Source organism: Streptomyces sp. NBC_00091, assembly GCF_026343185.1.
Classification (GTDB): Bacteria; Actinomycetota; Actinomycetes; order Streptomycetales; family Streptomycetaceae; genus Streptomyces.
Map to the genome: position 1 here is coordinate 4,559,789 of NZ_JAPEMA010000001.1, position 23,870 is coordinate 4,583,658.

The 23,870-nt window shown below is 69.8% G+C and carries 21 protein-coding genes and 1 tRNA gene; 11 read left to right on the forward strand and 11 right to left on the reverse strand.

Annotated elements, in window-relative coordinates; translation table 11 throughout:
- Positions 1-28: 28 nt before the first annotated feature.
- From OOK34_RS21075 to OOK34_RS21100, 6 genes are all read left to right on the forward strand, one after another.
- Complete coding sequence (locus tag OOK34_RS21075; protein WP_125817182.1) at positions 29-349, forward strand: chorismate mutase; 321 nt, start codon at positions 29-31, stop codon at positions 347-349.
- Between the two features lie 85 nt (positions 350-434).
- Positions 435-2,948, forward strand: a complete 2,514-nt coding sequence (gene pepN, locus OOK34_RS21080; RefSeq protein WP_267035414.1) for an aminopeptidase N — start codon at positions 435-437, stop codon at positions 2,946-2,948.
- An 86-nt stretch (positions 2,949-3,034) separates the two neighbouring features.
- The gene (locus OOK34_RS21085; protein ID WP_267035415.1) at positions 3,035-3,991 is read left to right on the forward strand and encodes a GlxA family transcriptional regulator; all 957 of its coding nucleotides are present in this window, start codon (positions 3,035-3,037) and stop codon (positions 3,989-3,991) included.
- Between the two features lie 109 nt (positions 3,992-4,100).
- Complete coding sequence (gap, locus tag OOK34_RS21090) at positions 4,101-5,099, forward strand: type I glyceraldehyde-3-phosphate dehydrogenase (protein ID WP_267035416.1); 999 nt, start codon at positions 4,101-4,103, stop codon at positions 5,097-5,099.
- Positions 5,100-5,747: 648 nt separating this feature from the next.
- Positions 5,748-7,133: an aminotransferase class V-fold PLP-dependent enzyme gene (locus OOK34_RS21095; RefSeq protein WP_267035417.1), complete on the forward strand. Its 1,386-nt coding sequence runs from the start codon at positions 5,748-5,750 to the stop codon at positions 7,131-7,133.
- The gene (locus OOK34_RS21100; RefSeq protein WP_267035418.1) at positions 7,130-8,539 is read left to right on the forward strand and encodes a lysine N(6)-hydroxylase/L-ornithine N(5)-oxygenase family protein; all 1,410 of its coding nucleotides are present in this window, start codon (positions 7,130-7,132) and stop codon (positions 8,537-8,539) included. The genes OOK34_RS21095 and OOK34_RS21100 overlap by 4 nt, the downstream gene beginning before the upstream one ends.
- Before the next feature lie 72 nt (positions 8,540-8,611).
- Here OOK34_RS21100 and OOK34_RS21105 read toward each other — a convergent pair whose 3' ends face one another.
- The gene (locus OOK34_RS21105) at positions 8,612-10,405 is read right to left on the reverse strand and encodes a bifunctional UDP-sugar hydrolase/5'-nucleotidase (protein ID WP_267035419.1); all 1,794 of its coding nucleotides are present in this window, start codon (positions 10,403-10,405) and stop codon (positions 8,612-8,614) included.
- Positions 10,406-10,545: 140 nt separating this feature from the next.
- Here OOK34_RS21105 and OOK34_RS21110 point away from each other — a divergent pair, with 140 nt between their 5' ends.
- On the forward strand, positions 10,546-11,250 hold the full coding sequence (locus tag OOK34_RS21110) for an SIMPL domain-containing protein (RefSeq protein WP_267035420.1): 705 nt from the start codon (positions 10,546-10,548) through the stop codon (positions 11,248-11,250).
- A gap of 134 nt (positions 11,251-11,384) precedes the next feature.
- Entirely contained in the window at positions 11,385-12,812 is a 1,428-nt protein-coding gene (pyk, locus tag OOK34_RS21115) for a pyruvate kinase (protein WP_267035421.1), read from the forward strand.
- An 18-nt stretch (positions 12,813-12,830) separates the two neighbouring features.
- On the opposite strand, the gene OOK34_RS21120 is transcribed toward pyk, so the two are convergent.
- Positions 12,831-13,403 carry an alpha/beta hydrolase gene (locus tag OOK34_RS21120; protein ID WP_267035422.1) on the reverse strand — a complete coding sequence of 191 codons (573 nt, stop codon included), beginning with the start codon at positions 13,401-13,403 and terminating at the stop codon, positions 12,831-12,833.
- A 96-nt stretch (positions 13,404-13,499) separates the two neighbouring features.
- Between OOK34_RS21120 and OOK34_RS21125 the strand changes: the two genes are divergently transcribed.
- A complete protein-coding gene (locus tag OOK34_RS21125) occupies positions 13,500-14,105 on the forward strand; it encodes a TetR/AcrR family transcriptional regulator (RefSeq protein ID WP_267035423.1) in 606 nt (201 codons plus the stop codon).
- Between the two features lie 13 nt (positions 14,106-14,118).
- On the opposite strand, the gene OOK34_RS21130 is transcribed toward OOK34_RS21125, so the two are convergent.
- Positions 14,119-14,373, reverse strand: a complete 255-nt coding sequence (locus OOK34_RS21130) for an EF-hand domain-containing protein (protein ID WP_267035424.1) — start codon at positions 14,371-14,373, stop codon at positions 14,119-14,121.
- A gap of 65 nt (positions 14,374-14,438) precedes the next feature.
- Here OOK34_RS21130 and OOK34_RS21135 point away from each other — a divergent pair, with 65 nt between their 5' ends.
- Complete coding sequence (locus tag OOK34_RS21135; RefSeq protein ID WP_267035425.1) at positions 14,439-14,894, forward strand: MarR family transcriptional regulator; 456 nt, start codon at positions 14,439-14,441, stop codon at positions 14,892-14,894.
- Here OOK34_RS21135 and OOK34_RS21140 read toward each other — a convergent pair.
- The 3 genes from OOK34_RS21140 to OOK34_RS21150 all read right to left on the reverse strand — a co-directional run bounded on the left by OOK34_RS21140 (position 14,891) and on the right by OOK34_RS21150 (position 16,517).
- The gene (locus tag OOK34_RS21140; RefSeq protein WP_267035426.1) at positions 14,891-15,556 is read right to left on the reverse strand and encodes a MerR family transcriptional regulator; all 666 of its coding nucleotides are present in this window, start codon (positions 15,554-15,556) and stop codon (positions 14,891-14,893) included. The two genes, OOK34_RS21135 and OOK34_RS21140, sit on opposite strands and share 4 nt — an antisense overlap.
- Positions 15,557-15,598: 42 nt before the next feature.
- A complete protein-coding gene (locus OOK34_RS21145) occupies positions 15,599-16,333 on the reverse strand; it encodes a transcriptional regulator (protein ID WP_267036845.1) in 735 nt (244 codons plus the stop codon).
- A 109-nt stretch (positions 16,334-16,442) separates the two neighbouring features.
- Positions 16,443-16,517: transfer RNA gene (locus OOK34_RS21150), tRNA-Leu, on the reverse strand.
- Positions 16,518-16,615: 98 nt separating this feature from the next.
- Between OOK34_RS21150 and OOK34_RS21155 the strand changes: the two genes are divergently transcribed.
- Entirely contained in the window at positions 16,616-17,269 is a 654-nt protein-coding gene (locus OOK34_RS21155; protein WP_266838458.1) for an ANTAR domain-containing response regulator, read from the forward strand.
- 78 nt (positions 17,270-17,347) lie between these two features.
- On the opposite strand, the gene OOK34_RS21160 is transcribed toward OOK34_RS21155, so the two are convergent.
- From OOK34_RS21160 to OOK34_RS21180, 5 genes are all read right to left on the reverse strand, one after another.
- Positions 17,348-18,064 (reverse strand): ABC transporter ATP-binding protein, encoded by a 717-nt coding sequence (locus OOK34_RS21160; protein ID WP_267035427.1) that lies wholly within the window; start codon positions 18,062-18,064, stop codon positions 17,348-17,350.
- Positions 18,061-18,933: an ABC transporter ATP-binding protein gene (locus OOK34_RS21165; RefSeq protein ID WP_267035428.1), complete on the reverse strand. Its 873-nt coding sequence runs from the start codon at positions 18,931-18,933 to the stop codon at positions 18,061-18,063. The genes OOK34_RS21160 and OOK34_RS21165 overlap by 4 nt, the downstream gene beginning before the upstream one ends.
- 3 nt (positions 18,934-18,936) lie before the next feature.
- Positions 18,937-20,754: a branched-chain amino acid ABC transporter permease gene (locus OOK34_RS21170; protein ID WP_267035429.1), complete on the reverse strand. Its 1,818-nt coding sequence runs from the start codon at positions 20,752-20,754 to the stop codon at positions 18,937-18,939.
- A 5-nt stretch (positions 20,755-20,759) separates the two neighbouring features.
- Positions 20,760-21,689: a branched-chain amino acid ABC transporter permease gene (locus OOK34_RS21175; RefSeq protein WP_267035430.1), complete on the reverse strand. Its 930-nt coding sequence runs from the start codon at positions 21,687-21,689 to the stop codon at positions 20,760-20,762.
- 108 nt (positions 21,690-21,797) lie between these two features.
- The gene (locus OOK34_RS21180) at positions 21,798-23,027 is read right to left on the reverse strand and encodes a branched-chain amino acid ABC transporter substrate-binding protein (RefSeq protein ID WP_267035431.1); all 1,230 of its coding nucleotides are present in this window, start codon (positions 23,025-23,027) and stop codon (positions 21,798-21,800) included.
- Between the last annotated feature and the right edge of the window lie 843 nt (positions 23,028-23,870).

Here is a 23,870-nt window from a genome sequence, read left to right on the forward strand (position 1 = left end):
CGACGCCCGCCACGTATTCTCGGGAACCATGAACAACAGCGACATCGACGAGATCGACGAGAACGTCACCGCCGAACTGTCCCGCCTGCGCGACAGCATCGACAACATCGACGCGGCCGTGGTCCACATGCTCGCCGAGCGCTTCAAGTGCACCCAGCAGGTCGGCCACCTCAAGGCCAAGCACCAGCTGCCCCCGGCCGACCCGGGCCGCGAGGCCAGCCAGATCGCCCGCCTGCGCCAGCTCGCCGAGAGCGCCAAGCTCGACCCGGCCTTCGCCGAGAAGCTCCTCAACTTCATCATCGCCGAGGTCATCCGCCACCACGAGACCATCGCCGCAGGCGAGGAGTAGGCCCCCCACGGCCCGCTCACCCGCTCACCCGCCCGCCCGGTGCCAGGGCTGGGGCCCGCCGACGCCTTCGGGCAGCATGGGCCCCATGTCCGCACTGACGCGCAACGAAGCGCAGCTCCGAGCCCAGCTCCTCGACGTCCACAACTACGCCGTCGGCCTCGACCTCATGCACGGCGACGAGACCTTCGAGTCCTCCACCACCATCCGGTTCACCGCACGCGCCGACGGCGACACCTTCGTGGAACTGAAGCCGGACGAACTGCGCTCCGCCACGCTCGACGGCCGGCCCCTCGACCCCGCCGCCCTCACCGGCAACCGCCTCCCGCTCACCGGCCTGACCGCCGGCCCCCACGAGCTGCGCATCGACGCCCGCATGCGCTACTCCCGCACCGGCGAGGGACTGCACCGCTTCACCGACCCCGCGGACGGGGAAACGTACGTCTACTCCCAGATGTTCATGGACGACGTCCAGCGCGTCTTCCCCGCCTTCGACCAGCCCGACCTGAAGGCCGTCTTCGAGTTCACCGTCGCCGCCCCCGCGCACTGGACCGTCCTCACCAACGGCGTCGCCACCCACTTCGGCAACCGCACCAACAGCGACGGCGCCGGCGTCTGGCAGTCCGCCCCCACCCCCGCCATCTCCACCTACCTCGCCGCCGTCGCCGCAGGCCCCTGGCACAGCGTCACCACCGAACACGCCGGACTGCCCTTCGGCATCCACTGCCGCCGGTCCCTCGCCCCCCACCTCGACGCCGACGCCGACGAGATCCTCTCCATCACCACCGCCTGCTTCGACCGCTACCACGAGAAGTTCACCGAGCCCTACCCCTTCGACTCCTACGACCAGGCCTTCGTCCCCGAGTTCAACGCGGGCGCCATGGAGAACCCCGGCCTGGTCACCTTCCGCGACGAGTTCGTCTTCCGCTCCGCCGTCACCGACACCGAACGCCAGCGCCGCGCCATGGTCATCGCCCACGAGATGGCCCACATGTGGTTCGGCGACCTCGTCACCCTCGCCTGGTTCGACGACATCTGGCTCAACGAGTCCTTCGCCGAATACATGGGCTACCAGACCCTCACCGAAGCCACCCGCTTCACCGGCACCTGGACCGAATTCGGCATGGAACGCAAGCCCTGGGGCTACGCGGCCGACCAGCGGCCCTCCACCCACCCCGTCGCCCCCGGCCCCGACGACGTCCCCGACACCGCCTCCGCGCTCCTCAACTTCGACGGCATCTCCTACGCCAAGGGCGCCTCCGCCCTGCGCCAGCTCGTCACCTGGCTCGGCGAGAAGGACTTCCTCGCCGGCATCAACACCCACTTCGCCCGCCACAAGTTCGCCAACGCCACCCTCGCCGACTTCGTGGACTCCCTCGCCGCCCACACCGACCGCGACGTCCACGCCTGGGCCGAGATCTGGCTGCGCACCACCGGCATCGACACCCTCACCCCACGAATCGAGGAAAGCGCCGACAGCACTGCGGGGTGGACCCTCACCGTCGACCGCCACGGCAGCCGCCCCCACCGCATCGCCGCCGGCGCCTACGAACTCACCCCCGACGGGCACCTCGAGCGCACCGAACTCCTCGACCTCGACGTCCCCACCGACGAGGTCCTCTCCGCCGCCGGCCCCCGCCCCGCCCTCCTCGTCCTCAACGACGGCGACCTCGGCTACGCCAAGGTCCGCCTCGACGACACCTCCCTCGACACCGCCCTGCGCGGCCTCTCCCGCATCCCCGACCCCCTCACCCGCGCCGTCGTCTGGGGCTCCCTGCGCGACATGGTCCGCGACGGCGAACTCGAACCCGCCGCCTACCTGGCCACCGCCGAGGCCCACCTGCCCGAGGAAGCCGACCTGGCCATCGTCCAGGGCGTCCTCGCCTTCGCCCGCCACCACGTCGCCGACCTCTACGTCGCCCCCGAGGAGCGCACCGCCGCCCTCACCACCCTCACCTCCATCACCCGCGCCCTCCTGCACCGCACCGAGGACGGAGCCGAACCGGGACTGCGGCTCGCCGCCGTACGGGCCCTCATCGACAGCGCCACCCAGCCCGACACCATCGCCGCCTGGCTCGCCGACGGCACCGTCACCGGCGGCCCCGCACTCGACCCCGAACTGCGCTGGCGCATCCTCGCCCGGCTCGCCGTACTCGGCGCCGTCGACGAGAAGGCCATCGACACCGCCCTCGCCGCCGACCCCAGCGCCACCGGAGAGGAAGGCGCCGCCCGCTGCCGCGCCGCCCTGCCCACCGCCGCCGCCAAGGCCGCCGCCTGGCAGCGCCTCTTCCACGACGACACCCTGTCCAACTACCTCTTCAGCGCCACCGCCCAGGGCTTCTGGCAGCCCGAACAGACCGAACTCGTACGGGACTACGTGCCGCGCTACTACCCCGACGCCGTCGCCCTCGCAGCCCGCCGCGGACCCGCCATCGGGGAGGCCGCCGGCCGCTGGGCCTTCCCCGCCTACGCCGTCGACGAGGCCAACCTCCAGGCCGGGCACGCCTGCCTGGAGGACCCCGCGATCCTCCCGCTGCTGCGCCGCAAGCTCGTCGACCAGCTCGACGACCTCGCCCGCGCCCTGCGGGTCCGCGGCGCCTGACCCACCCCTCCGGACACCTCCCGTCGGGCGTCGGCGCCACCCCGCGGCCGCCCGACGGGCCCACCCGTCCGCGTACCCTTTGTCCCGTGTCCTCCTCCCGCCCGCACCGCGTCGCCGTTCTCGTGCTCGAGGGGGCCAAACCGCTCGACGTCGGCATCCCCGCCCAGGTCTTCACGACCCGCGCGAGCATGCCGTACGAGGTCCGCGTGTGTGGCGCGGCACCCGGCCTGGTGACCGGCGGCGACGGCCTCTCGTACTACGTCACCCACGGGCTCGACACCCTCGCCTGGGCCGACATCGTCTTCGTCCCCGGCTACCGCCACCCGGACCGCGACGACCCGCCGCAGGCCGTCATCGACGCGCTCATCGCCGCCCACCACCGGGGCGCCCGGCTCGCCGCCATCTCGACCGGCGCGTTCGCACTCGCCGCCACGGGCCTGCTCGACGGCAAACGGGCCACGACCCACTGGCACTACGCACGGGCGCTCGCGGCGAAACACCCGCTCGTCCAGGTCGACGAGAACGTCCTCTTCGTCGACGAGGGCAGCGTCCTCACCTCGGCCGGCGCCGCCTCGGGCATCGACCTGTGCCTGCACATCCTGCGCCGCGACCTCGGCGTCGCCGCCTCCAACCACGCCGCCCGCCGCCTCGTCGCGGCCCCCTACCGCAGCGGCGGCCAGGCACAGTACGTGCCGCGCAGCGTCCCCGAACCCCTCGGCGAGCGGTTCGCCGCCACCCGCGAGTGGGCGCTGCACCGGCTCGGCGAGCCCCTCACCCTCGAGTCGCTCGCCCAGCACGCGGCGGTCTCGCCCCGCACCTTCTCGCGGCGCTTCGTCGAGGACACCGGCTACACGCCGATGCAGTGGGTCATGCGCGCCCGGATCGACCTGGCCCGCGAGCTGCTGGAGCGGTCCGAGCGCAGCGTCGAGCAGATCGCCGCCGACGTCGGCCTCGGCACCGGCGCGAACCTGCGCCTGCACTTCCAGCGCATCCTCGACACCACCCCGAGCGAGTACCGGCGCACCTTCACCCAGGGCGAATAACCCGCCGGACGGACCCCTTGGCGGGATCCTTTCGAACAGTGGCGATCTCGCCGCTGTCACGGACGGACCCCAGACGCGAACCTGAGGGCGAACCGAAGGGACATCGCTCATGACTCGCATCGCCATCAACGGATTCGGCCGCATCGGACGCAACGTGCTGCGCGCGCTCCTCGAACGCGACAGCGACCTCGAGGTCGTCGCCGTCAACGACCTCACGGAGCCCGCCACCCTCGCCCGGCTGCTCGCCTACGACACCACCTCCGGCCGGCTCGGCCGCCCGGTGACCGTCGAGGGCAACACCCTCGTCGTCGACGGCCGCCGCATCACGGTGCTCGCCGAGCGGGAACCCGCACAGCTGCCGTGGGCCGAGCTCGGCGTCGACATCGTCCTCGAGGCGACCGGCCGCTTCACCTCGGCCGAGGCCGCCCGCGACCACGTCAAGGCGGGCGCGCGGAAGGTGCTCGTCAGCGCCCCGTCGGACGGTGCCGACGTCACGCTCGCGTTCGGCGTCAACACCGACGCGTACGACCCGGACCTGCACACGATCGTCTCGAACGCCTCCTGCACGACCAACGCCCTCGCGCCGCTGGCCGCCGTACTGGACGAACTCGCCGGCATCGAGCACGGCTTCATGACCACGGTGCACGCCTACACGCAGGAGCAGAACCTGCAGGACGGCCCGCACCGCGACCCCCGCCGCGCCCGCGCCGCCGGCGTCAACATCGTCCCGACCACGACGGGCGCCGCCAAGGCGATCGGCGTCGTGCTCCCGAACCTCGACGGCAAGCTGTCGGGCGACTCGATCCGCGTGCCGGTCCCGGTGGGCTCGATCGTCGAACTCAACACGACCGTCGCCCGCGACGTGACGCGCGAGGACGTACTCGCCGCGTACCGCGCGGCGGCGCAGGGACCGCTGGCCGGCGTCCTGGAGTACTCGGACGACCCGCTCGTGTCGTCCGACATCACGGGCAACCCCGCCTCGTCGATCTTCGACTCGGAGCTCACCCGCGTCGACGGCCGCCACATCAAGGTGGTCGCCTGGTACGACAACGAGTGGGGCTTCTCGAACCGCGTGATCGACACCCTCACCCTCCTCGCCACCCGCTGACCCGGCCCCTGGCCCCCCATACGAGCGCCGCAGTTGGTACTGACCTGGCAACTGCGGCGCTCACCCATACCCCGCCCCCGCCCCGAGCCCCAGGCTGTTCCAGCCCCGCCGGCGTTTGAGCCCGGGGTCCGGGCAGCGCCCGCCCCTCCAGCTCCGCCGGCGTTTGAGCCCGGGGTCCGGGCAGCGCCCGCCCCTCCAGCTCCGCCGGCGTTTGAGCCCGGGGTCCGGGCAGCGCCCGCCCCTCCAGCTCCGCCGGCGTTTGAGCCCGGGGTCCGGGCAGCGCCCGCCCCTCCAGCCTCGCCGGCGTTTGAGCCCGGGGTCCGGGCGGCGCCCGGGGAACGGTGGAAGGGCGGGTAGGGGACCAGCCCCGCGCAGCGGCCCACCACCCGCAGACAACCGCCCGGCCCCAGCCCGGGCCCGCGGCTCAGCCCCGCCCGGCGGCGGCCCGCGCCCGCCCTGCCCCGCCCCGGCCCGGCCCGCGCCGCTCCAAGCCGGCCCCCCCCCGGCCGCGCCCGCCCGGCCCCTCCCCACCCCCGGCCAGGGAAATCGCCCCCGGACAAACCCCGGCGGTTACCCCATTCGGGTCGGATCGTTGTACCGGCCGGGTGCCCCGCCGACCCTCGGCGACCGCACAGCCCCGGAGGACCCATGACCGAGCCGGCCCCCGCGCCCCCGCTCGCCGGCGGACGTGACGGCGGCGACGCACTACGGCCGCTCCTCGACACCGTCCTCACCGCGCTGCGCACCGGAGCCGAGGAGCGCCGCGGCCCCCTCCCCGCCGGCGGCCCCGAGGCCGTCGCGGCCCGTGTCGCGGCCGCACTGGGCGACGTACTCCCCGCCCACGGAACCGGCGACCACGAAGCCCTCCGCACCCTCGTGCACACCCTGGCCGCCGGCGCAGCCGACCCCGCGGACCCCCTGTGCGTGGCCCACCTGCACTGCCCGCCGCTCGCCGTCGCGGCCGCCGCCGACCTCGCCGTCAGCGCCCTCAACCCCTCCCTCGACTCCTGGGACCAGGCCCCCGCCGCCTCCGCCGTCGAGGCCCTGCTCACCCGAGCCCTCGCCGCCGAGTTCTACGACACCCCCCGCGCCGACGCCCTCCTCACCACCGGCGGCACCGAGGCCAATCAGCTGGCCCTCCTCCTGGCCCGCGAACGCCACGGCCCCCGCCTGGCCGTCCTGCACGGAGCCAACGCCCACCACTCCGTCCCGCGCGCAGCCTGGCTCCTCGGCCTGCCCCCCGCCACCGCCCTGCCCACCCCCACCGGAACCCTCGACCCCGCCACCCTCGACGCGGCCCTCGCCCACACCCCCGGACCCGCCCTCGTCACCGCCACCGCCGGGACCACCGACGCCGGACTCATCGACCCCCTCGACGCCCTCGCCGACGTCTGCGACCGCCACCGCGCCGAACTCCACGTCGACGCCGCCTACGGCGGAGCACTCGCCCTCAGCCCCCGCCACCGCGCCAAGCTCACCGGCCTCCACCGCGCCCGGTCGATCACCCTCGACCTGCACAAACTCGGCTGGCAACCCGTCGCCGCGGGCCTCCTCGTCGTCCCCGACACCACCCTCCTCGCCCCCCTCGCCCACCAGGCCGACTACCTCAACGCCACCGACGACACCGAAGCCGGCCTCCCCGACCTCCTCGGCCGCTCCCTGCGCACCACCCGCCGCCCCGACGCCTTCAAGATCGCCGCCACCCTGCGCTCACTCGGCCGCGACGGCCTCGCCCGGCTCATAGACCGCACCTGCGCCGCAGCCCACCGGCTCGCCGAACTCCTCGACGCACACCCCGGCTTCGAACTCCACGCGCACCCCACCATCACCACGGTCCTCTTCCGGCCCACCCCCACGGACGACGACCACCTCGCCGCCCTGCGCCGCACCCTCCTCCACGACGGCACCGCCGTCCTCGGCCGGGCCACCGCCGACGGCCGGCTCTGGCTCAAGGCCACCCTGCTCAACCCCCACACCACGGCGCAGGACCTCGACACCCTCGTCACCCTCCTGGAAGGCAGAACCCACCGATGAGCGACCAGCTCGATGCACCCCACGACCTCGTCGGAATCGGCATCGGCCCCTTCAACCTCTCCCTCGCCGCCCTCGCCCACGGCCTCCCCCAGCAGGGCGCGGACCGGCTCGCCACCGCCTTCTACGACCAGCGCAGGGACTTCCGCTGGCACCCCGGACTCCTCATCGACGGAGCCACCCTCCAAGTCCCCTTCCTCGCCGACCTCGTCACCCTCGCCGACCCCGCCAGCCCCTGGAGCTTCCTCAGCTACCTCAAGCACAAGGAACGGCTCTTCCCCTTCTACTTCGCCGAGCAGTTCCACATCCAGCGCGCCGAATACGACGCCTACTGCCGCTGGGTCGCCGGCCGACTGCCCGGACTCCACTTCGGCCACCAGGTCGACGCCGTCCGCTGGAACCCCGAACGCGACCTCTTCGAAGTCGACTACACCCAGCTCGACACCGACGGAGAAGCCGAAGCCCTCGGCCGCACCTACACCCGCAACCTCGCCCTCGGCATCGGCACCGCCCCCTTCGTCCCCGAACCCCTGCGCCCCCTCGCCGAAGCCCCCACCGTCCCCGTCATCCACTCCGCCGACTACCTCGACAACCGCCAGCGGATCCTCGGCGCCGAACACGTCACCGTCATCGGATCCGGCCAGTCAGGAGCCGAGGTCTTCCTCGACCTGCTGCGCGCCCGCCCCGCCGGCCGCGAACGCCTCACCTGGCTCGCCCGCACCCCCTCCTTCGCCCCCATGGAGTACTCGAAGCTCGGCCTCGAACACTTCACCCCCGACTACACCCGCTACTTCCACTCCCTCCCCGAACCCGTCCGCGACCGGCTCGTCCCCGCCCAATGGCAGCTCCACAAGGGCATCGACACCGCCACCATCGCCGCCATCCACGAAGAGCTCTACCGCCGCACCCTCCACGGCGGCTGGCCCGACGCCGTCCTCACCCCCGGAGTCACCGTCCGAACCGCCGGCCGCGTCGCCACCACCAAGGTCGAACTCCACCTCGAACACACCCAGCAAGGCAGCCGCTCCCGCCTCACCACCGACGCCGTCGTCCTCGCCACCGGCTACAAGGAACGACCGCTCACCAGCCTCTTCGCCGGCCTCGACCCCTACATGCGCAAGGACTCCTCCGGCCGCCCCCGCATCGACGACCGCTACCGGATGATCCTCGACCCCTCCGTCAGCGGCAGCGTCTTCGTCCAGAACGGAGAACGCCACACCCACGGCGTCGGATCCCCCGACCTCGGCCTCGCCGCCTGGCGCAGCGCCGCCATCCTGAACACCCTCACCGGCAAGGAGCCCTACCCCCAGCCCCACCGCACCGCCTTCACCACCTTCGGCCTCGAACAGCGCGACCACACCCGCCCCCACCCCACCGTGGCCCTGCGCCCCCTCGTCGAACACCCCTGACCGCCCGGCCAGAACGGCACGCGGCCGGGACCCCACCACCACAGGACCCGGCCGCACACCACCGCGAACCGGCTAGAACACCGGCACGCCCGCCCGCGTCAGCCGCCAGTCCACCGACGCGAACCGCGCCGGGTCCACCGTGCCCTTCGCCTTCACCCACTGGATGATCGTGTTGCGTATCTCGTCCGAGTTCGCCCACAGCTGCTTCGCCTTCGGCACGTGCGGGAACGCCCCACCGCCCGAGGCCCGGTAATTGTTCACCGCGAACACGAACTGCGCCGCCGGATCCAACGGCTTCCCCTGGAAGGACAGCCCCGTGATCCGCGAACCCACCGGCTGCGCGATGTCGATGTCGTACGTCAGCCCGTACACCGCGTCGTAGTTGTAGTCCGGGATGCTCTCGGAGTTCGTCAGCTTCGCCGGGTCCACCACACCACCCGGAGCCGTCTGCACGAAATACCGGGCCGAGTACTCCAGGTAGTCCTTCAGCTGCGCACCCGTCAGCAGCCGCGCCTCCAGGGTGTTCTCGAAGGGGTACAGCCCCGCCGCGTCCCTGATGGTCACCTGGCCGGCCGGTATCGCCGCCGTCCGCGAGAAACACGAAGCCTGCGACAGCACCGGCAGCGCCGCCCACTCCGAGCCCGCCAGGGCCGCCTTCACCGTCTCCGCCTGCACGTGGTTGATCAGGTCGATGATCGCCACGTCCTTCACCGGACCCTCGGCGGAGGACATCGCCTGCGTGGACGTCCCGATCACCTGGTTGACGTACGCCACCACCTTGCGGTGCTCGTCCGACAGCAGCCCGGTGATCTTCGGGTCCTCGGCGGCCGTGTTGGAGTTCAGCACCTTCGCCGACACCTTCGCCACCGACCAGCGGCCCCGCTCCCACGTCAGCTCGAAGTCGAACAGCGTCAGACGCTGACCCCACTTGAGCGGCTCCGACAGCACCACGTCCTTGCCGGTCGCCTTGTTCTTCACCCGGTACTCCGGGATCTCCGTGTGCGCGTGCCCCACCAGGATCGCGTCGATCCCCGGCACCTGCTCCGCCACCAGACCGGCCGCGTTCTCCACGTACGGCAGCTGGTCACCGTACGAAGACGTACCGCTCGACCCCGAGTGAGCCGACACGATCACCACGTCCGCGCCCATCGACCGCAGCCGCGGCACGTACTTCGCCGCCTGCTCCTCCAGCCCCGGGAACGTCATCTTCCCCTGCACATTGGCCTTGTCCCAGATCGCGATCCCCGGGTTCGTCAGCCCCAGCACCGCCACCTTCACATCCCGCCCGTGCGGGGTCCGCAGCCGGTGCATGCTGTACGGCGGGAACGCCGGCCGCATCGTCTTCGCATCCAGCGCGTTCGCCCCCAGCAGCGGGAAGTCGCACTGCTCCTCGAACTTGCGCAGCACCGGGATCCCGTAATTGAACTCGTGGTTCCCCAGCGCCGCCGCGTCGTAGCCGATCGCGTTCATCGCCTGCGCCATCGGGTGCACCGGACCCCGCCGCGCGGTGATCGGATCCACCTTCGCGTAGTAGTACGACAGCTGCGTGCCCTGGATGGTGTCACCCGCGTCGATCAGCAGGGTGTTGCACCGCCCCTTTTCCGTGCGTACCTGCTCCACCAGCGTAGAGATCTTCGCCAGACCGACGTCGTTGTGCGCCTTGTCGTCGAACTCCTTGTCCGTGAAATAGTCCCAGTTGAAGACGTTCCCGTGCAGATCGGTCGTACCCATCACGGTGAACGCGTAGGTCCGCGCCCCCGACTTCGCGGCAGCGGCAGCGGCCGGGGAGCTCGTGGCCCCCGCCATCGCCACAGCGGCACCCGTCGCGGCCGAGGCCCCCATGAACGCCCTACGGTCAAACGCCATGCCATCTCCCCTTGTGAGGTGTATATCGAGCCGTGAACAACGCGCGTAGATTCTGACTCACCAGTAACAAGCCGCAACACCCCCATCAGGTTTCGATCCGATGACCACACCCGTACGGGCGACGGTGCGAGAGTGAATCCATGACTCAGGACGCCACGCACCAGCCCTACGGAACCCCCGAAGTCCCCCGCGTCGCGGTCCGCGGCGAAGCCCGGATCGAAGTCGACCCCGAGATCGCCCGCATCGGCATCACCGTCAACGCCCGCGGCACCGACCGCCGCACGGCCCTCGAAGACCTCACCCGCCGCAACAACGCCGTCCTCGACCTCGTCAAGAGCTACGGCGAACCCGTCGAAAAACTCGAAACCGGCGCCTTCTCCATCACCCCCGAACTCACCCGCCACGGCCGCGGCGAACGCGTCCGCGCCTACCACGGCCGCGTCCACATCACCGCCGAACTGAACGACTTCACCGCCCTCGGCGAACTCACCACCCGCCTCGCCGACCTCGAACTCACCCAGGTCGACGGCCCCTGGTGGGCCCTGCGCCCCACCTCACCCGCCCACGGCGAAGCCCGCCGCCAAGCCGTACTCGAAGCCGTCCAGCGCGCCCGCGAATACGCCCGGGCCCTCGGCTCCAACCTCGCCGCCCTCGTCGAGCTCGCCGACCTCGGAGCCGAGAACGCCGTCCCCGTCGCCATGGCCGCCCCCGCCGGCATGCTCCGCTCGATGGCCTACGGCTCCGCCGAGGACGCCGGCGCCCCGCCCCTCGATCTGGAACCCCAGCGCCAGACCGTCTTCGCCCAGGTGAACGCCCGCTTCACGATGACCCCGCCCCAGCTCTGAGCCGACCCCCGGGGGGTGCTCATCAGAGCACCCCCATGCACATTCAATAAGTGTCAACAACCTTTTGCCCAAAGGTTGTTGAGGAGACATTCACACCTCATTTCCTACCCCTCAGTAGGGCATACCCTCGCCTCATGCGCCGAGCGAAAATCGTATGTACCCTGGGCCCCGCCACCGACTCATACGACCAGATCAAAGCCCTGGTCGAAGCCGGAATGGACATCGCCCGCCTCAACCTCAGCCACGGCATCTACGCCGAACACGAGGAGCGCTACCAGCGCGTACGCAAGGCCTCCGACGAGACCGGCCGCAGCGTCGGCATCCTCGCCGACCTTCAAGGCCCGAAGATCCGCCTCGGCCGCTTCCGCGAAGGACCCGTACTCCTTGAACGCGGTGACGAATTCACCATCACCGTCGAGGACCACGAAGGCGACCGCCACACCTGCGGCACCACCTACAAGGGCCTCGCCGCCGACGTCACCACCGGCGAACGCATCCTCGTCGACGACGGCCGCGTCACCCTCGAAGTCACCGCCATCGACGGCCCCCGCGTCCACACCCGCGTCATCGAAGGCGGCATGGTCTCCGACCACAAGGGACTCAACCTCCCCGGCGTCGCCGTCTCCGTCCCCGCCCTCTCCGACAAGGACATCGAAGACCTCCGCTGGGCCCTGCGCACCGGCGCCGACGTCATCGCCCTCTCCTTCGTCCGCAGCGGCCGCGACATCGACGACGTCCACCGCATCATGGACGAGGAAGGCCGACGCCTCCCCGTCATCGCGAAGATCGAAAAGCCCCAGGCCGTAGAGAGCATCGACGACATCGTCGCCGCCTTCGACGGCATCATGGTCGCCCGCGGCGACCTTGGCGTGGAAATGCCCCTGGAGCAGGTCCCGATCGTCCAGAAGCGCGCCATCAAACTCGCCAAGCGCAATGCCAAGCCCGTCATCGTCGCGACCCAGATGCTCGACTCGATGATCGAGAACTCCCGGCCCACCCGCGCCGAAGCCTCCGACGTCGCCAACGCCGTCATCGACGGAACCGACGCCGTCATGCTCTCCGGCGAGACCAGCGTCGGCAAATACCCCGTCGAAACGGTCCGCACCATGGCCCGCATCGTCGAAGCCGCCGAAGAGGACATCCTCGCCAAGGGCCTCCCGCCCCTCACCGACCGCAACAAGCCCCGCACCCAGGGCGGAGCCGTAGCCCGCGCGGCCGCCGAAATGGGCGACTTCCTCGGCGCCAAATTCCTCGTCGCCTTCACCCAGAGCGGAGACACCGTCCGCCGGCTCTCCCGCTACCGCTCACCCATCCCCCTCCTCGCCTTCACCCCCGACCCCGCCACCCGCTCCCAGCTCAACCTCACCTGGGGCGTCGAAACCTTCCTCGGCCCCCACGTCGACTCCACCGACGCGATGGTCGCCCAGGTCGAAGAAGAACTCCTGCGGATCGGACGCTGCGTCCCCGGCGACATCGTCGTCATCACCGCCGGCTCGCCCCCCGGCGTCACCGGCAAGACCAACCTCGTCCGCATCCACCACATCGGCGACCCGGTCCGCTAACCGCACCCCCCGAAACCGCTACAGCACCTCACGTATCAGCCGCACCGCGTCGGGCAGCTCCAACCGGCTCTCACCCGTACTCGGGAAATGCCCGCCCGACGCGGTCACGGTCGCCGTGGCCCCCAGCTCCGTCACGAACCGCATGACATGCTCCGGCGTCGCCGCCCCCGTCACCGGATCATCCGCCGCATGCAGCACCCGGAACCCCCGAGCCGCCGCGCGGATCCGCACCCAGTCGAACTCCGGCGAGAAGAACGGCGCCAGCGCGTCATAACCCACCTCACCGGCCATCGACGCCACGAACACCACCCCCGCGAAAGGCCCCTCGGTCCCGGTGTCGTGCTCCTGGAGCAGCCTCAGCACATTCACCCCGCCCAGGCTGTGCCCCACGAGCACCGTCTCACCCGCAGGCACCCCCTCCACCTGCACCGCCAGCTCCTTCAGCCACGCCCCGGCATCCGGCGCGGACGGCTCCGGGAAATCCGGCACCCGCACCTCGTGCCCCTCGCCCGACAACTCCTCCGCCACCGACGCGTACCAGTGCTCACCACTGCTCATCCCGTACCCGTGCGCGATCACGATCCTGCTCATGACTCAACCCCCTGGAACGACCGAAGCTTCACGAGCTTCACGACTTATCGAAACGCTACGCAGCGTTTCGATAAACGGTAGGGCTATCGTGATGCCGTGTCAACCACTCCCCAAAACCCGTCGCCCCGCACCGGCGGCCGGCTCCGCAACGAAGACGCCCACCACTCCGTCCTCGAAGCCACCGCAGCCCTACTCGTCGAGAACGGCTACGGCGCCCTCACCATCGAAGGCGTCGCCAAGCGCGCCAACGTCGCCAAAAGCACCGTCTACCGCTGGTGGAAATCCAAGCCCGCCCTCGTCATGGACGCCTACGCCCACGAAACCGCCACCCGCGTCCCCGAACCCGACACCGGCACCCTCGAAGGCGACCTCACCGCCTTCACCACCGACCTCTACGGCATCGGCCGCGACCCCGTCCGCACCAAAGCCCTCACCGGACTCATGGCCGAAGCCCAGCTCGACCCCGCTTTCGCCGAAGCCTTCCGCGCCTGGGCCCGAACCCGCCGCGAACTCGTCGCCGGCCTCCTCACCCGCGCACTCGCCCGCCAGGAGATCCCCGCCGACACCGACCTCACCCACGCCACCGACCTGATCTTCGGCCCCTTCTGGTACCGCCTCCTCGTCGCACACGCCCCCCTCGACCCCGCCGACGCCGAAGCCCACATCAGAACCATCCTGCGGGGCCTCGCGCGCCGCGAGTAAGGCCGCCCTGCCCCTACGACCAGCCGAACCGCCGGTCCACCTCCGCCGCGAACTCCTCGAAGGTCAACACCTCGTCACCATCCTTGTTCGCCGCATCGAACAGAGCCGACGACGCATCCGCATCCCCCAACCCCCAGAACGGCAGATCCCCCCGCGCGGCCAACGTGGGCCCCTTCGCATGCAAGGCCGAGATCACCTCGGCCCGCGTCAACTCCCCGTCATGGTTCAGATCCAGCGCGTCGAACAGCTTCCGAGCCTTCTCACTCACCGCGAAATCCCCTCATCGTCGTAACCGCTTGACCTCAACCTAGCTCGAGGTCCTACGGTCGCAGCATGACGATCAAGGAATACCCCCAAGACACCATCGCCGCCCAGGCAATCGGCTACTGGACCGGCGCCGCCCGCGACATCATCGTCGGCAACCTCCGCACCGCCCTCGCCGAAGAAGACCTCACCCAGCCCCACTGGTGGATCCTCAACCACCTCGCCGGCGCCCCCGGCCACTGGACCCGCACCACCCTCACCACCAAACTCACCCCCTTCGACGACCAGAACACCGACTTCGAAGCCGTCCACACCGACCTCGCCGACCGCGGCTGGACCACCGAAACCGAAGGCCGCCTCACCCTCACCCCCACCGGAGAAGCCGGCCGCCAACGCGCCAAGACCCGCAACCTCAAAGTCCACCACCGCATGCGCACCGAAGTCCCCGAAACCGACTACGCCGCCACCATCAACACCCTCCGCCGCCTCATCGACAACCTCGGCGGCAACAGCGACCTCCCCTAACGCTCATACCCCGGCACCACCTCCCACCCGTTCACCACCCACACCAACCGCCAATACCGCTCCACCCGCGCATCCACCGGCCCCTCCACCCCGGGCGCCCCCCGGAAAGCCACCCGGAACCCCTCATCACCCACCAACTCCGCCAGCTCCACCCACGCCGCCAACTGCTCCACCGACGGATCCTCCGACAGCTCCGGCGTAGCGGCCCGCACCATCCCCGCCACCTCCGGATCCGCCCCCTCCACCAACACCTCCACCAACCGCCGGCCCTCCTCGACCGACAACCGCGTCACCCTGTGCATCAACAGAACCTCCTCAGGCCCAGACCCCCGCCCGGCCACCAGCCGCAACACCGCCCGACGCAACCGCAACGCCCGGATCTGCACCTCCACCGCATCGGCATGCACCGCGGCGACCTCAGCCACCGACAGTTCCCGATCCAGCACCCGCCGCACCGTGGGCAGATCCACGCCCAGCTCGCGCAGCGTCCGTACGAGCTCCAACCGCACCAGCGCGTCGAGGTCGTACAGCCGGTACCCGGCACGACTTCGACAGGACGGCACGACGACACCCTCATCGGAGTAGAAGCGGATCGTCCGCACCGCCAGCCCGGTCCTCCGGGCCAGCTCCCCGATCGAATACAACTCCGTCGCACCGTCCATGCCCCCACCTTGCGGTCTCCACCCACTGGAGACTCAAGGCTCTCAGTGCTTCGGCCCCACGTGGGCGTCCATGAGCGCGACGGATTCCCTGCGGGCGACGGATGTGTTGTGGACGTTCGCCTGCTTCCACGCGACGCCGAGCCGGTCCAGCGTGCGGGTGAGGAGCCCGGTGATGTCGCTGGACTTGTTGGTGAAGAAGTACCGGGGGTACTCGTACCGCTTGCCGTTCCGGACGGTCCAGTTGGTGATCCGACACCCGTCGGAGTGGATCAGCCCCCGGATGAACTCCCAGGGATGGGCGTCCACGATCTGCTGCTGCCAGCCTTCGAGTACGATCCGCCGCTCGTGCTTCTTTCCGGGCGCGTGCTGCGGGAACAGGCATGTCCAATGCCGTCCGTAGCTGGTGACGGCCACACAGCCCTGGCGTTGCAACACATAGGCCTTGTCGGTCGGTCGCACGGTGAGGATCGCGGCGCGGCACTCCTCGATGAGCCCGGGCCAGGCGTCGGCGCACGCGATGCGGAGGTAGTGCCCTCCGCGGGGGTGGGGGCTGATGCAGCCGTCGCCGAGGTAGAGGCCGAGGAGGTAGGCGTACGCGGCTGGGTCGGCGGGGCCCGAACAGGGCGCCGACTGATTGAGGCGGGGGAGGGGATCGATGCGGACTTGCCACGCGCGGATGGCCGCCCGAGATATTCCCGTTTGTTTGCTGACGGAATTCAGACTGTGTCCGTCGGCGAGGAGGGCCAGCGCATTTTGCCGAGTTGTCAGATCGTACATACGGTCGACACTGCCGCGACCGAATCGCCTGCGTGTTGCACTTTTGGACTGTTCGCCGAAAAAGGTGAAGGTCACGTGATTTCACGTGACCTTGGAAAGGAAGGAAAAGTGCCCCGGGTCGGACTCGAACCGACACTGAATGGGTTTTGAATCCATCGCCTGCTGCCAATTGGGCTACCGGGGCCCAGTGAATCGAAGGTTAACCCCGACCCGCTGCGAGACCACCTTACCGCAGCTGGGTAGGCTCGGGGGAGCTGTTATGCCCCGCAAAGAGGAGCCCCCGTGACCGCCGAGCACGAGTCGACGCCCACGCCCGACGCCGACCAGTCGCACGTTCCGCCGCTGACGACGCGCGTCGTCATCGCCGAGGACGAGGCGCTCATCCGTCTCGATCTCAAAGAGATGCTCGAGGAGGAGGGGTACTCCGTCGTCGGTGAGGCCGGGGACGGCCAGACGGCCGTTGAGCTCGCGCGCGAGCACCGGCCCGACCTCGTCATCCTTGACGTGAAGATGCCCGTCCTGGACGGGATCTCCGCGGCCGAGAAGATCGCGGAGGAGTCCATCGCCCCCGTGCTGATGCTCACCGCGTTCTCGCAGCGCGACCTCGTCGAGCGGGCCCGGGACGCCGGGGCCATGGCGTACCTCGTGAAGCCCTTCAGTAAGAGCGACGTCGTGCCGGCCATCGAGATGGCCGTCTCCCGCTTCGCCGAGCTGAAGGCGCTGGAGAAGGAGGTCGCGGACCTCTCCGCCCGCCTGGAGACCCGCAAGCTCGTGGACCGCGCCAAGAGCATCCTGCAGACCCAGTACGGGCTGACCGAGCCGGCGGCCTTCCGCTGGATCCAGAAGACCTCCATGGACCGCCGCATGTCCATGCAGCAGGTCGCCGAGGCGGTCATCGAGGACGCCGAGGAGAAGAAGCAGAACGCCGGCAAGTAGGTCAAGCAGGTACGGACACGCGTGAGGCCCGTCTCCCCCCGAGGGGAGACGGGCCTCACGCGTTGCGGGACGGCGGGGTCAGTCCTCGCCGAGGTAGGCCTTGCGGACGTCCTCGTTGACGAGGAGCTCGCGGCCCGGGCCCGACAGGACGACCTTGCCGATCTCCATGACGTGGCCCTGGTCGGCCAGCGACAGCGCGGCCTGGGCGTTCTGCTCGACGAGCAGGATCGTGGTGCCGGCGGCCTTGAGCTCGGCGATCGTCGCCATGATCTTCTGCATCATGAGCGGCGAGAGGCCCATGGAGGGCTCGTCGAGCATCAGCAGCTTCGGCTGGGACATGAGCGCGCGGCCCATGGCCAGCATCTGCTGCTCGCCGCCCGAGAGGGTGCCCGCCGCCTGCTTCCGGCGCTCTCCCAGGATCGGGAAGAGGTCGTAGGCGCGCTGGACGTCCTTCTGGATTCCTTCCTTGTCGCTGCGCAGGAAGGCGCCGAGGAGGAGGTTGTCCTCGATCGTCATGCGCGGGAAGATGTGCCGGCCCTCGGGGGAGTGGGCGAGCCCGAGCGAGACGATGTTGTGTGCCGGGACCTTCTTCAGCGACTTGCCCTGGAACTTGATCTGGCCGCCGCGCGGCTTGATCAGGCCGGAGAGGGTGCGCAGGGTCGTGGTCTTGCCGGCGCCGTTCGTCCCGATGAGGGTGACGATCTCGCCTTCGTTGACGGTGAAGGAGATTCCCTTGACGGCTTCGATCTTGCCGTAGGAGACGCGGAGGTCCTCGACCTCGAGGAGTGCGGTCACTTGGCTTCTCCGTCCGTGCTGGTGGTGCTGTGCGCCTCCGCGGCCTCGACCTCCGCGACCTCTTCGGCGCCGGGGGCGCCTTCGAAGGGTTCGCCGAGGTAGGCGGCGACGACGCGCTCGTCGCTCTGGACCTCGGTGGCGGTCCCTTCGATGAGCTTCTCGCCCTGGACGAGGCAGGCGACGCGGTCGCAGAGGTTGAAGATGAAGCGCATGTCGTGCTCGATGACGAGGACGGCGATGCCCTTGTCCCGGATGGCGAAGATGAGTTCTTCGGCGGCCCGGGTCTCCTGCGGGTTCATGCCGGCGGTGGGCTCGTCCAGGAGGATGAGGCCGGGGTCGCTGGCGAGGGCGCGGGCGATCTCGAGCTTGCGCTGTTCGCCGTAGGGGAGGTTGCGGGCGAGGTGTTCGGCCTTGTGGTCGAGGCCGATGAACTCGAGGAGTTCCATGGCCCGCTGGCGGCTGGCTTCTTCGGCGCGGCCGAAGCTGGGCAGGCGCAGGAGGGCGGACCAGAGGCCTTCCTTGGTGCGGGTGTGGCGGCCTACGAGGACGTTTTCCAGGACCGTCATGTTGTTGAAGAGACGGATGTTCTGGAAGGTGCGGGCGATGCCGGCCGCGGTGACCTTGTAGGACTTGGGGGGCAGGACCGTGCCCTTGTACCGGACTTCGCCCTCGGTGGGGATGTAGAGGCCGGTGAGGCAGTTGAAGAAGGTGGTCTTGCCGGCGCCGTTGGGGCCGATGAGGCCGACGATCTCGCCGCTGCGCACGGTCAGGTCGACGTTCTTGACGGCGGTGAGGCCGCCGAAGCGCATCGTGACGCCGCGGGCGTCCAGGACCGTTTCGGTCGTCGTTTCGGTCGTGGTGGTGGTCATGGATCAGGCCCCTGTCTTGCCGAGGACTGTGGGCGCTTCGAGGTCCGCGTGGAGTTCGAGCTGGTTGCGCCGGTTGGGGATGAGGCCCTCGGGGCGCAGTCGCATGAGGACGACGAGCGCGATGCCGAAGGCGAGGAGCTGGATGTCGCCGAAGTCCTGAAGCTTGTTGGGGATCAGGAAGAGGAGGGCGCCGCCGACGAGGGGGCCGGAGATGGTGCCCATGCCGCCGAGGACGACCGCGGCGAGGAGGAACGCCGAGTTCGGGGGGACGGCGTTGGCGAAGACGTACTGGTCCGGGGTGACGGTGTAGTTCACGTGGGCCTGTACGGCTCCGGCGAGGCCGGCGAGGGTGGCGCCGAGGGCGAAGGCGACGAGCTTGACGCGGAAGCCGTTGATGCCCATGGCTTCGGCGGCGGTCTCGTCTTCGCGGATGGCGACCCAGGCGCGGCCGATGCGGGATTCCGCGCTGCGGCGGAAGACCATGACCACGATGAGGGTGATCAGCAGCATCAGGAAGAAGTAGTTGGCGAAGCGGCCGACGGTGAATCCGGCGAGGCTGTGGCTGGCGCCGAAGTCGAACCCGAAGAGGTTGACGTTGGGGACGCCGGCGATGCCGTTGGGGCCGTTGGTGAGGTCGGGGCCGGAGACGCCGTCGAGGTTGTTCATCGAGATCCGGAAGATCTCTCCGAAGCCCAGGGTGACGATGGCGAGGTAGTCGCCGCGCAGGCGCAGGGTCGGTGCTCCGATGAGGACGCCGAAGACCATGGAGGCGGCGGCGCCGAGGAGGATCGCGGCCCAGAAGGGGAAGTGCACTCCGAAGGGGGAGTTGGGGGATCCGGAGACCAGGGCCGCGGTGTAGGCGCCGACGCCGAGGAAGGCGACGTAGCCGAGGTCGAGGAGGCCGGTGAGGCCGACGACGATGTTCAGGCCGAGGGCGACGGTGGCGAAGATGAGGATGTTGACGCCGAGGGTCGCGTACTGGTCGTCGGTCTGGGTGAGGGGGAAGGCGGCGGCCGCGACGAAGGCGCCGATGAGGGCGACGTTGCGGTGCTTGGCGGTGAGGGCGGTGAAGCGGGCCACCAGGCCGGCCTTGTTGATGGCGGCGAAGCCGAAGCCGGCGGTGAACAGGAAGCCGATGAAGAGTTCCTGGTACGAGGTGGTGACGCCGAAGGTGAAGACGCCGAGGGCGACGGCGAGGACCGCGGCGATGATGAGGATCTCGGCGTAGGCCGGGAGGGCGCGGGCCGGTGCGGCTGTGCCGCTGGCGTAGGCGGCCTTGGTGACGGCCAGCTTGTTGCGCTGCCTGTGCTTCCTCTGCTCCCACCAGCTGTCATCGGGGTCCGCCGGTTCGAGTGCGGGGCGCTCGAAGGGGAGGGAGCGTGCTCCGAGGTAGGCGATGACCGTGGCGACGAGGGCGATGAATCCGCCGGGCTCCAGGTTGACCAGACCGCCGAGGGTGCTGGAGATCGACCTGGTGGTGTAGAGGCTGGTGTAGAGGGCGGCGAGGGCGGAGAGCTTGATCGCCGCGTCGGCTCCGGCGGGGGTGAGCCAGCGCAGGCCCTTGATCCCGTAGGAGGAGAGGCCGAAGAGGGTGGTGAGGGCGCCGCCGACGAGGACGAGCCACTGGAGGCCGCCGGGGTATCCGTAGACGGTGAGGTCGCCGGGGAAGGCGGAGGTCCAGGTCCAGGCGAGGAAGCAGGACAGGACGGTGAGGGCGCCGCCTGCGGTGGCGAGGGCGCGGGCCGTCTTCTCGGGGAGGGAGATTCCCTTGCGGCCGTTCGCCGTCGTCTGCGGCGTGGTGTCTGTGGTGGTAGTCGTCATGGATCTCACGCCCTGTCCGCCACGCGCTCACCCATCAGGCCCTGGGGCCGGAAGAGGAGCACGAGGATGAGGAGTACGAACGCCCAGGTGTTGCCCCAGGACTGGCCGCCGAGCTGGCTCATGCCGGGGACGTCGGCGATGTAGGCGGTGGTGAGGGTTTCGGCGAGGCCGAGGACCAGGCCGCCGATCATGGCGCCGTAGATGTTCCCGATGCCGCCGAGGACGGCGGCGGTGAAGGCCTTGAGGCCGAGGATGAAGCCCATGCGGTAGTTGACTTCGCCGTACTTGAGGCCGTAGGCGACGGCTCCGACGGCGGCGAAGGTGGCGCCGAGGGCGAACGCGATCGTGATGATGCGGTCGGTGTTGATGCCCATGAGCTTGGCGGTGTCGGGGTCCTGCGCGGTGGCCTGCATGCCGCGGCCGGTGCGGGTCTTCTTGACGAAGAAGCCGAGGATGGCCATGGAGATGGGGGCGGCGAGGAGCAGGAAGACGTCACCGGTCTGGATGGTGATGCTGCCGAGGTGGAAGGGGCCGCCGGGGATCTCGGGGAAGACTACGGAGGACTTCGCGTCGGGGTACCAGGCCCAGACCACCTGCTGGAGCACGATGGAGAGGCCGATGGCGGTGATGAGCGGCGCGAGTCGCGGTGCGCTGCGAAGGGGCCGGTAGGCGAAGCGTTCGGCTCCGACGGCGATGAGGGTGGCGACGATGATCGCGCCTATGAGCATGAGGGGCAGAGCGACCCACATGGTGGTGCCGCCGGGGAGCATCAGCCAGACCGTGAGGGCTCCGAACCCACCGGTCATGAAGATCTCGCCGTGGGCGAAGTTGATGAGCTGGACAATGCCATAGACCATCGTGTAGCCGATGGCGACGAGCCCGTACATGGATCCCAGTAGCAGGCCGTTGACCAGCTGTTGCGGCAGTTCGTGCACCGCAGGTCCTCCGAGTCTTTCGACGGATGTGACACCGCGCGGGGCGCAATGGTGCGCGCCCCGCGCGGCAAATGAGGGGTGAGGGCTAGGGGGTCAGCCGGTGGGAGGTCAGCCGCCCAGGGTGCCGGACTCGACGGTCTTGAAGTCGTCGCCCTCGACCTTGTAGACGGTCAGCTGCTTGTTGGTGGCGTCGCCGAACTCGTCGAAGGAGACCTTGCCGGTCACGCCGTCGAAGGAGACGCCCTGGACGGCCTCGAGGACCTTGGCGCGGGCGTCGGAGGGCAGCTTGCCGTTGTTGCCCTCGACGGCCTTCTTGACGGCCTCGATGATGGCCCAGGCGGAGTCGTACGAGTAGCCGCCGTAGGCGGAGTAGTCGTCCTTGTAGCCGGCCTTCTTGTAGTTCTCGACGAAGCCCTTGGCGGAGGCCAGGCTCTCGACGGGGGCGCCGACCGAGGTGCAGAGGTCGCCCTGGGCGCCGGCGCCGGCGAGCTCGACGTACTTCTTGTCCTTCATGCCGTCGCCGCCCACGAGCGGGATGTTGGCGCCGGAGGCCTTGATCTGCTTGCTGAGCGGGCCGGCCGCCGGGTACTCGCCGCCGTAGTAGACGACGTCGGCGCCGGAGCTCTTGACCTGGGTCACGATCGCGGAGAAGTCCTTGGACTCCGGGTCGATGTGGCCTTCGCCGGCGACGGCGCCGCCGAGCTTGGTGAACTCGCCCTTGAAGGTTCCGGCGAGGCCTGCGCCGTAGGTCTTCTTGTCATCGATGATGAAGACCTTCTTCTTGCCCGCCTTGTTGAAGAGGTACTGCGCCGCGTACGGGCCCTGGATGGCGTCCGTGGTGGCGGTGCGGAAGTAGCTCTTGTAGGTGCGGGTCTTCTGGCCCTCGGCCCACTTGGGGCCCTGGGTCAGGGACGGGCTGGTGTTGGCCGGGGAGATCTGGGCCAGCTTGGCGTCGTCGAAGACCTTCTGCATGGCCTCGGAGACCGAGGAGTTCAGCGGGCCGACGACGCCGAGGACGTCCTTGTTGGCCGTGAGCTTGGTGGCGTTCTGCTGGCCGGAGGAGGCCTGGGCCTGGTCGTCGAGGGCTTCGACCTTGAAGGTGATGCCCTTGACGTACTTCTTCTCGTTGGCCTGCTTGGCGGCGAGGTCGGCGGAGTTCTTGATGCCGAGACCGAGGGCGGAGAGGTCGCCCGTCAGCGGGGCGTCGACGCCGATGACGACGGTCGTGCCACCGTCTCCGGTGGATCCGCCCTTGTCGTCGCGCGAGCCGCAGGCGGTGAGAGTGAGAGCGCCCGCGGCGAGGGCGGCGGTCACGGCGATGAGCTGACGAGAACGCACGATCAGTCCTTTCCTGGCGCCGCGTCCCCCGTGGGACGCGTCGAGTCGAACGCGGGGAACCGAACTGAAGAAATCCGGCGGTCGCGGTAACTGGCCGTGACTCTAGGCGGCTCTTCGGGGGATATGGAGGGCCCAGGCCAATGATGTGACTCTCTTGTTATGCCACGGCGTAATACATAGCGGTTCACGGCGGGTGGAACGGGGGAATTCAGGCCGGTTCGTCTTGTCCGGATGCTGAGACGCGGCAGGACCATGGGGCGGTTTGAGTCCTGTCATGCCAGGACTCTGGGGGTTTTTACTCATGACGGTGCTGTGGTGCCCGTGTCTCGATCTTCGGGACACGCCCTGGTCAGGGCGACGGAAAGATCCCTGGCATATCGGTCACCGGGGATGTAACTGTGATCCTCTTTCTGGAATCCATTACTCACGGTCACTTCCAAAAATGGGAGGCCGGAATTCCGTGCTACATGCATGCAGTCTTTTGCCTCGATGAAGACCATGAGCTCGCGGACTTCTCCCGCCCGGACCGTGACAGGGAGCGGTGGCTGGATCGTCACGCTCAGCGCCCGCGAGGGCTGGCCGATCCGCTCCACCGTGACAGCAGGCCCGGAGCCGGTCCGCACACGGACAGTGAAGGCGAACGCGACGCCGGGAGGGGGCGGCTCCACCGGCTCCCCGTACGTGAGGGACAGGGCCTGGGAGGGGGCGGGCGGGGCCTGAGCCACGGGCGGGGCGGGCCGCGTGGCGTAGACCCGGGCGGCGCCCGCGGCCAGCACGGCGGCCGCCGCCACGGTGAGGACGGCTCGCCGGTGGCGGGCGTAGAAGGCGCGGATCCGTCCGGCG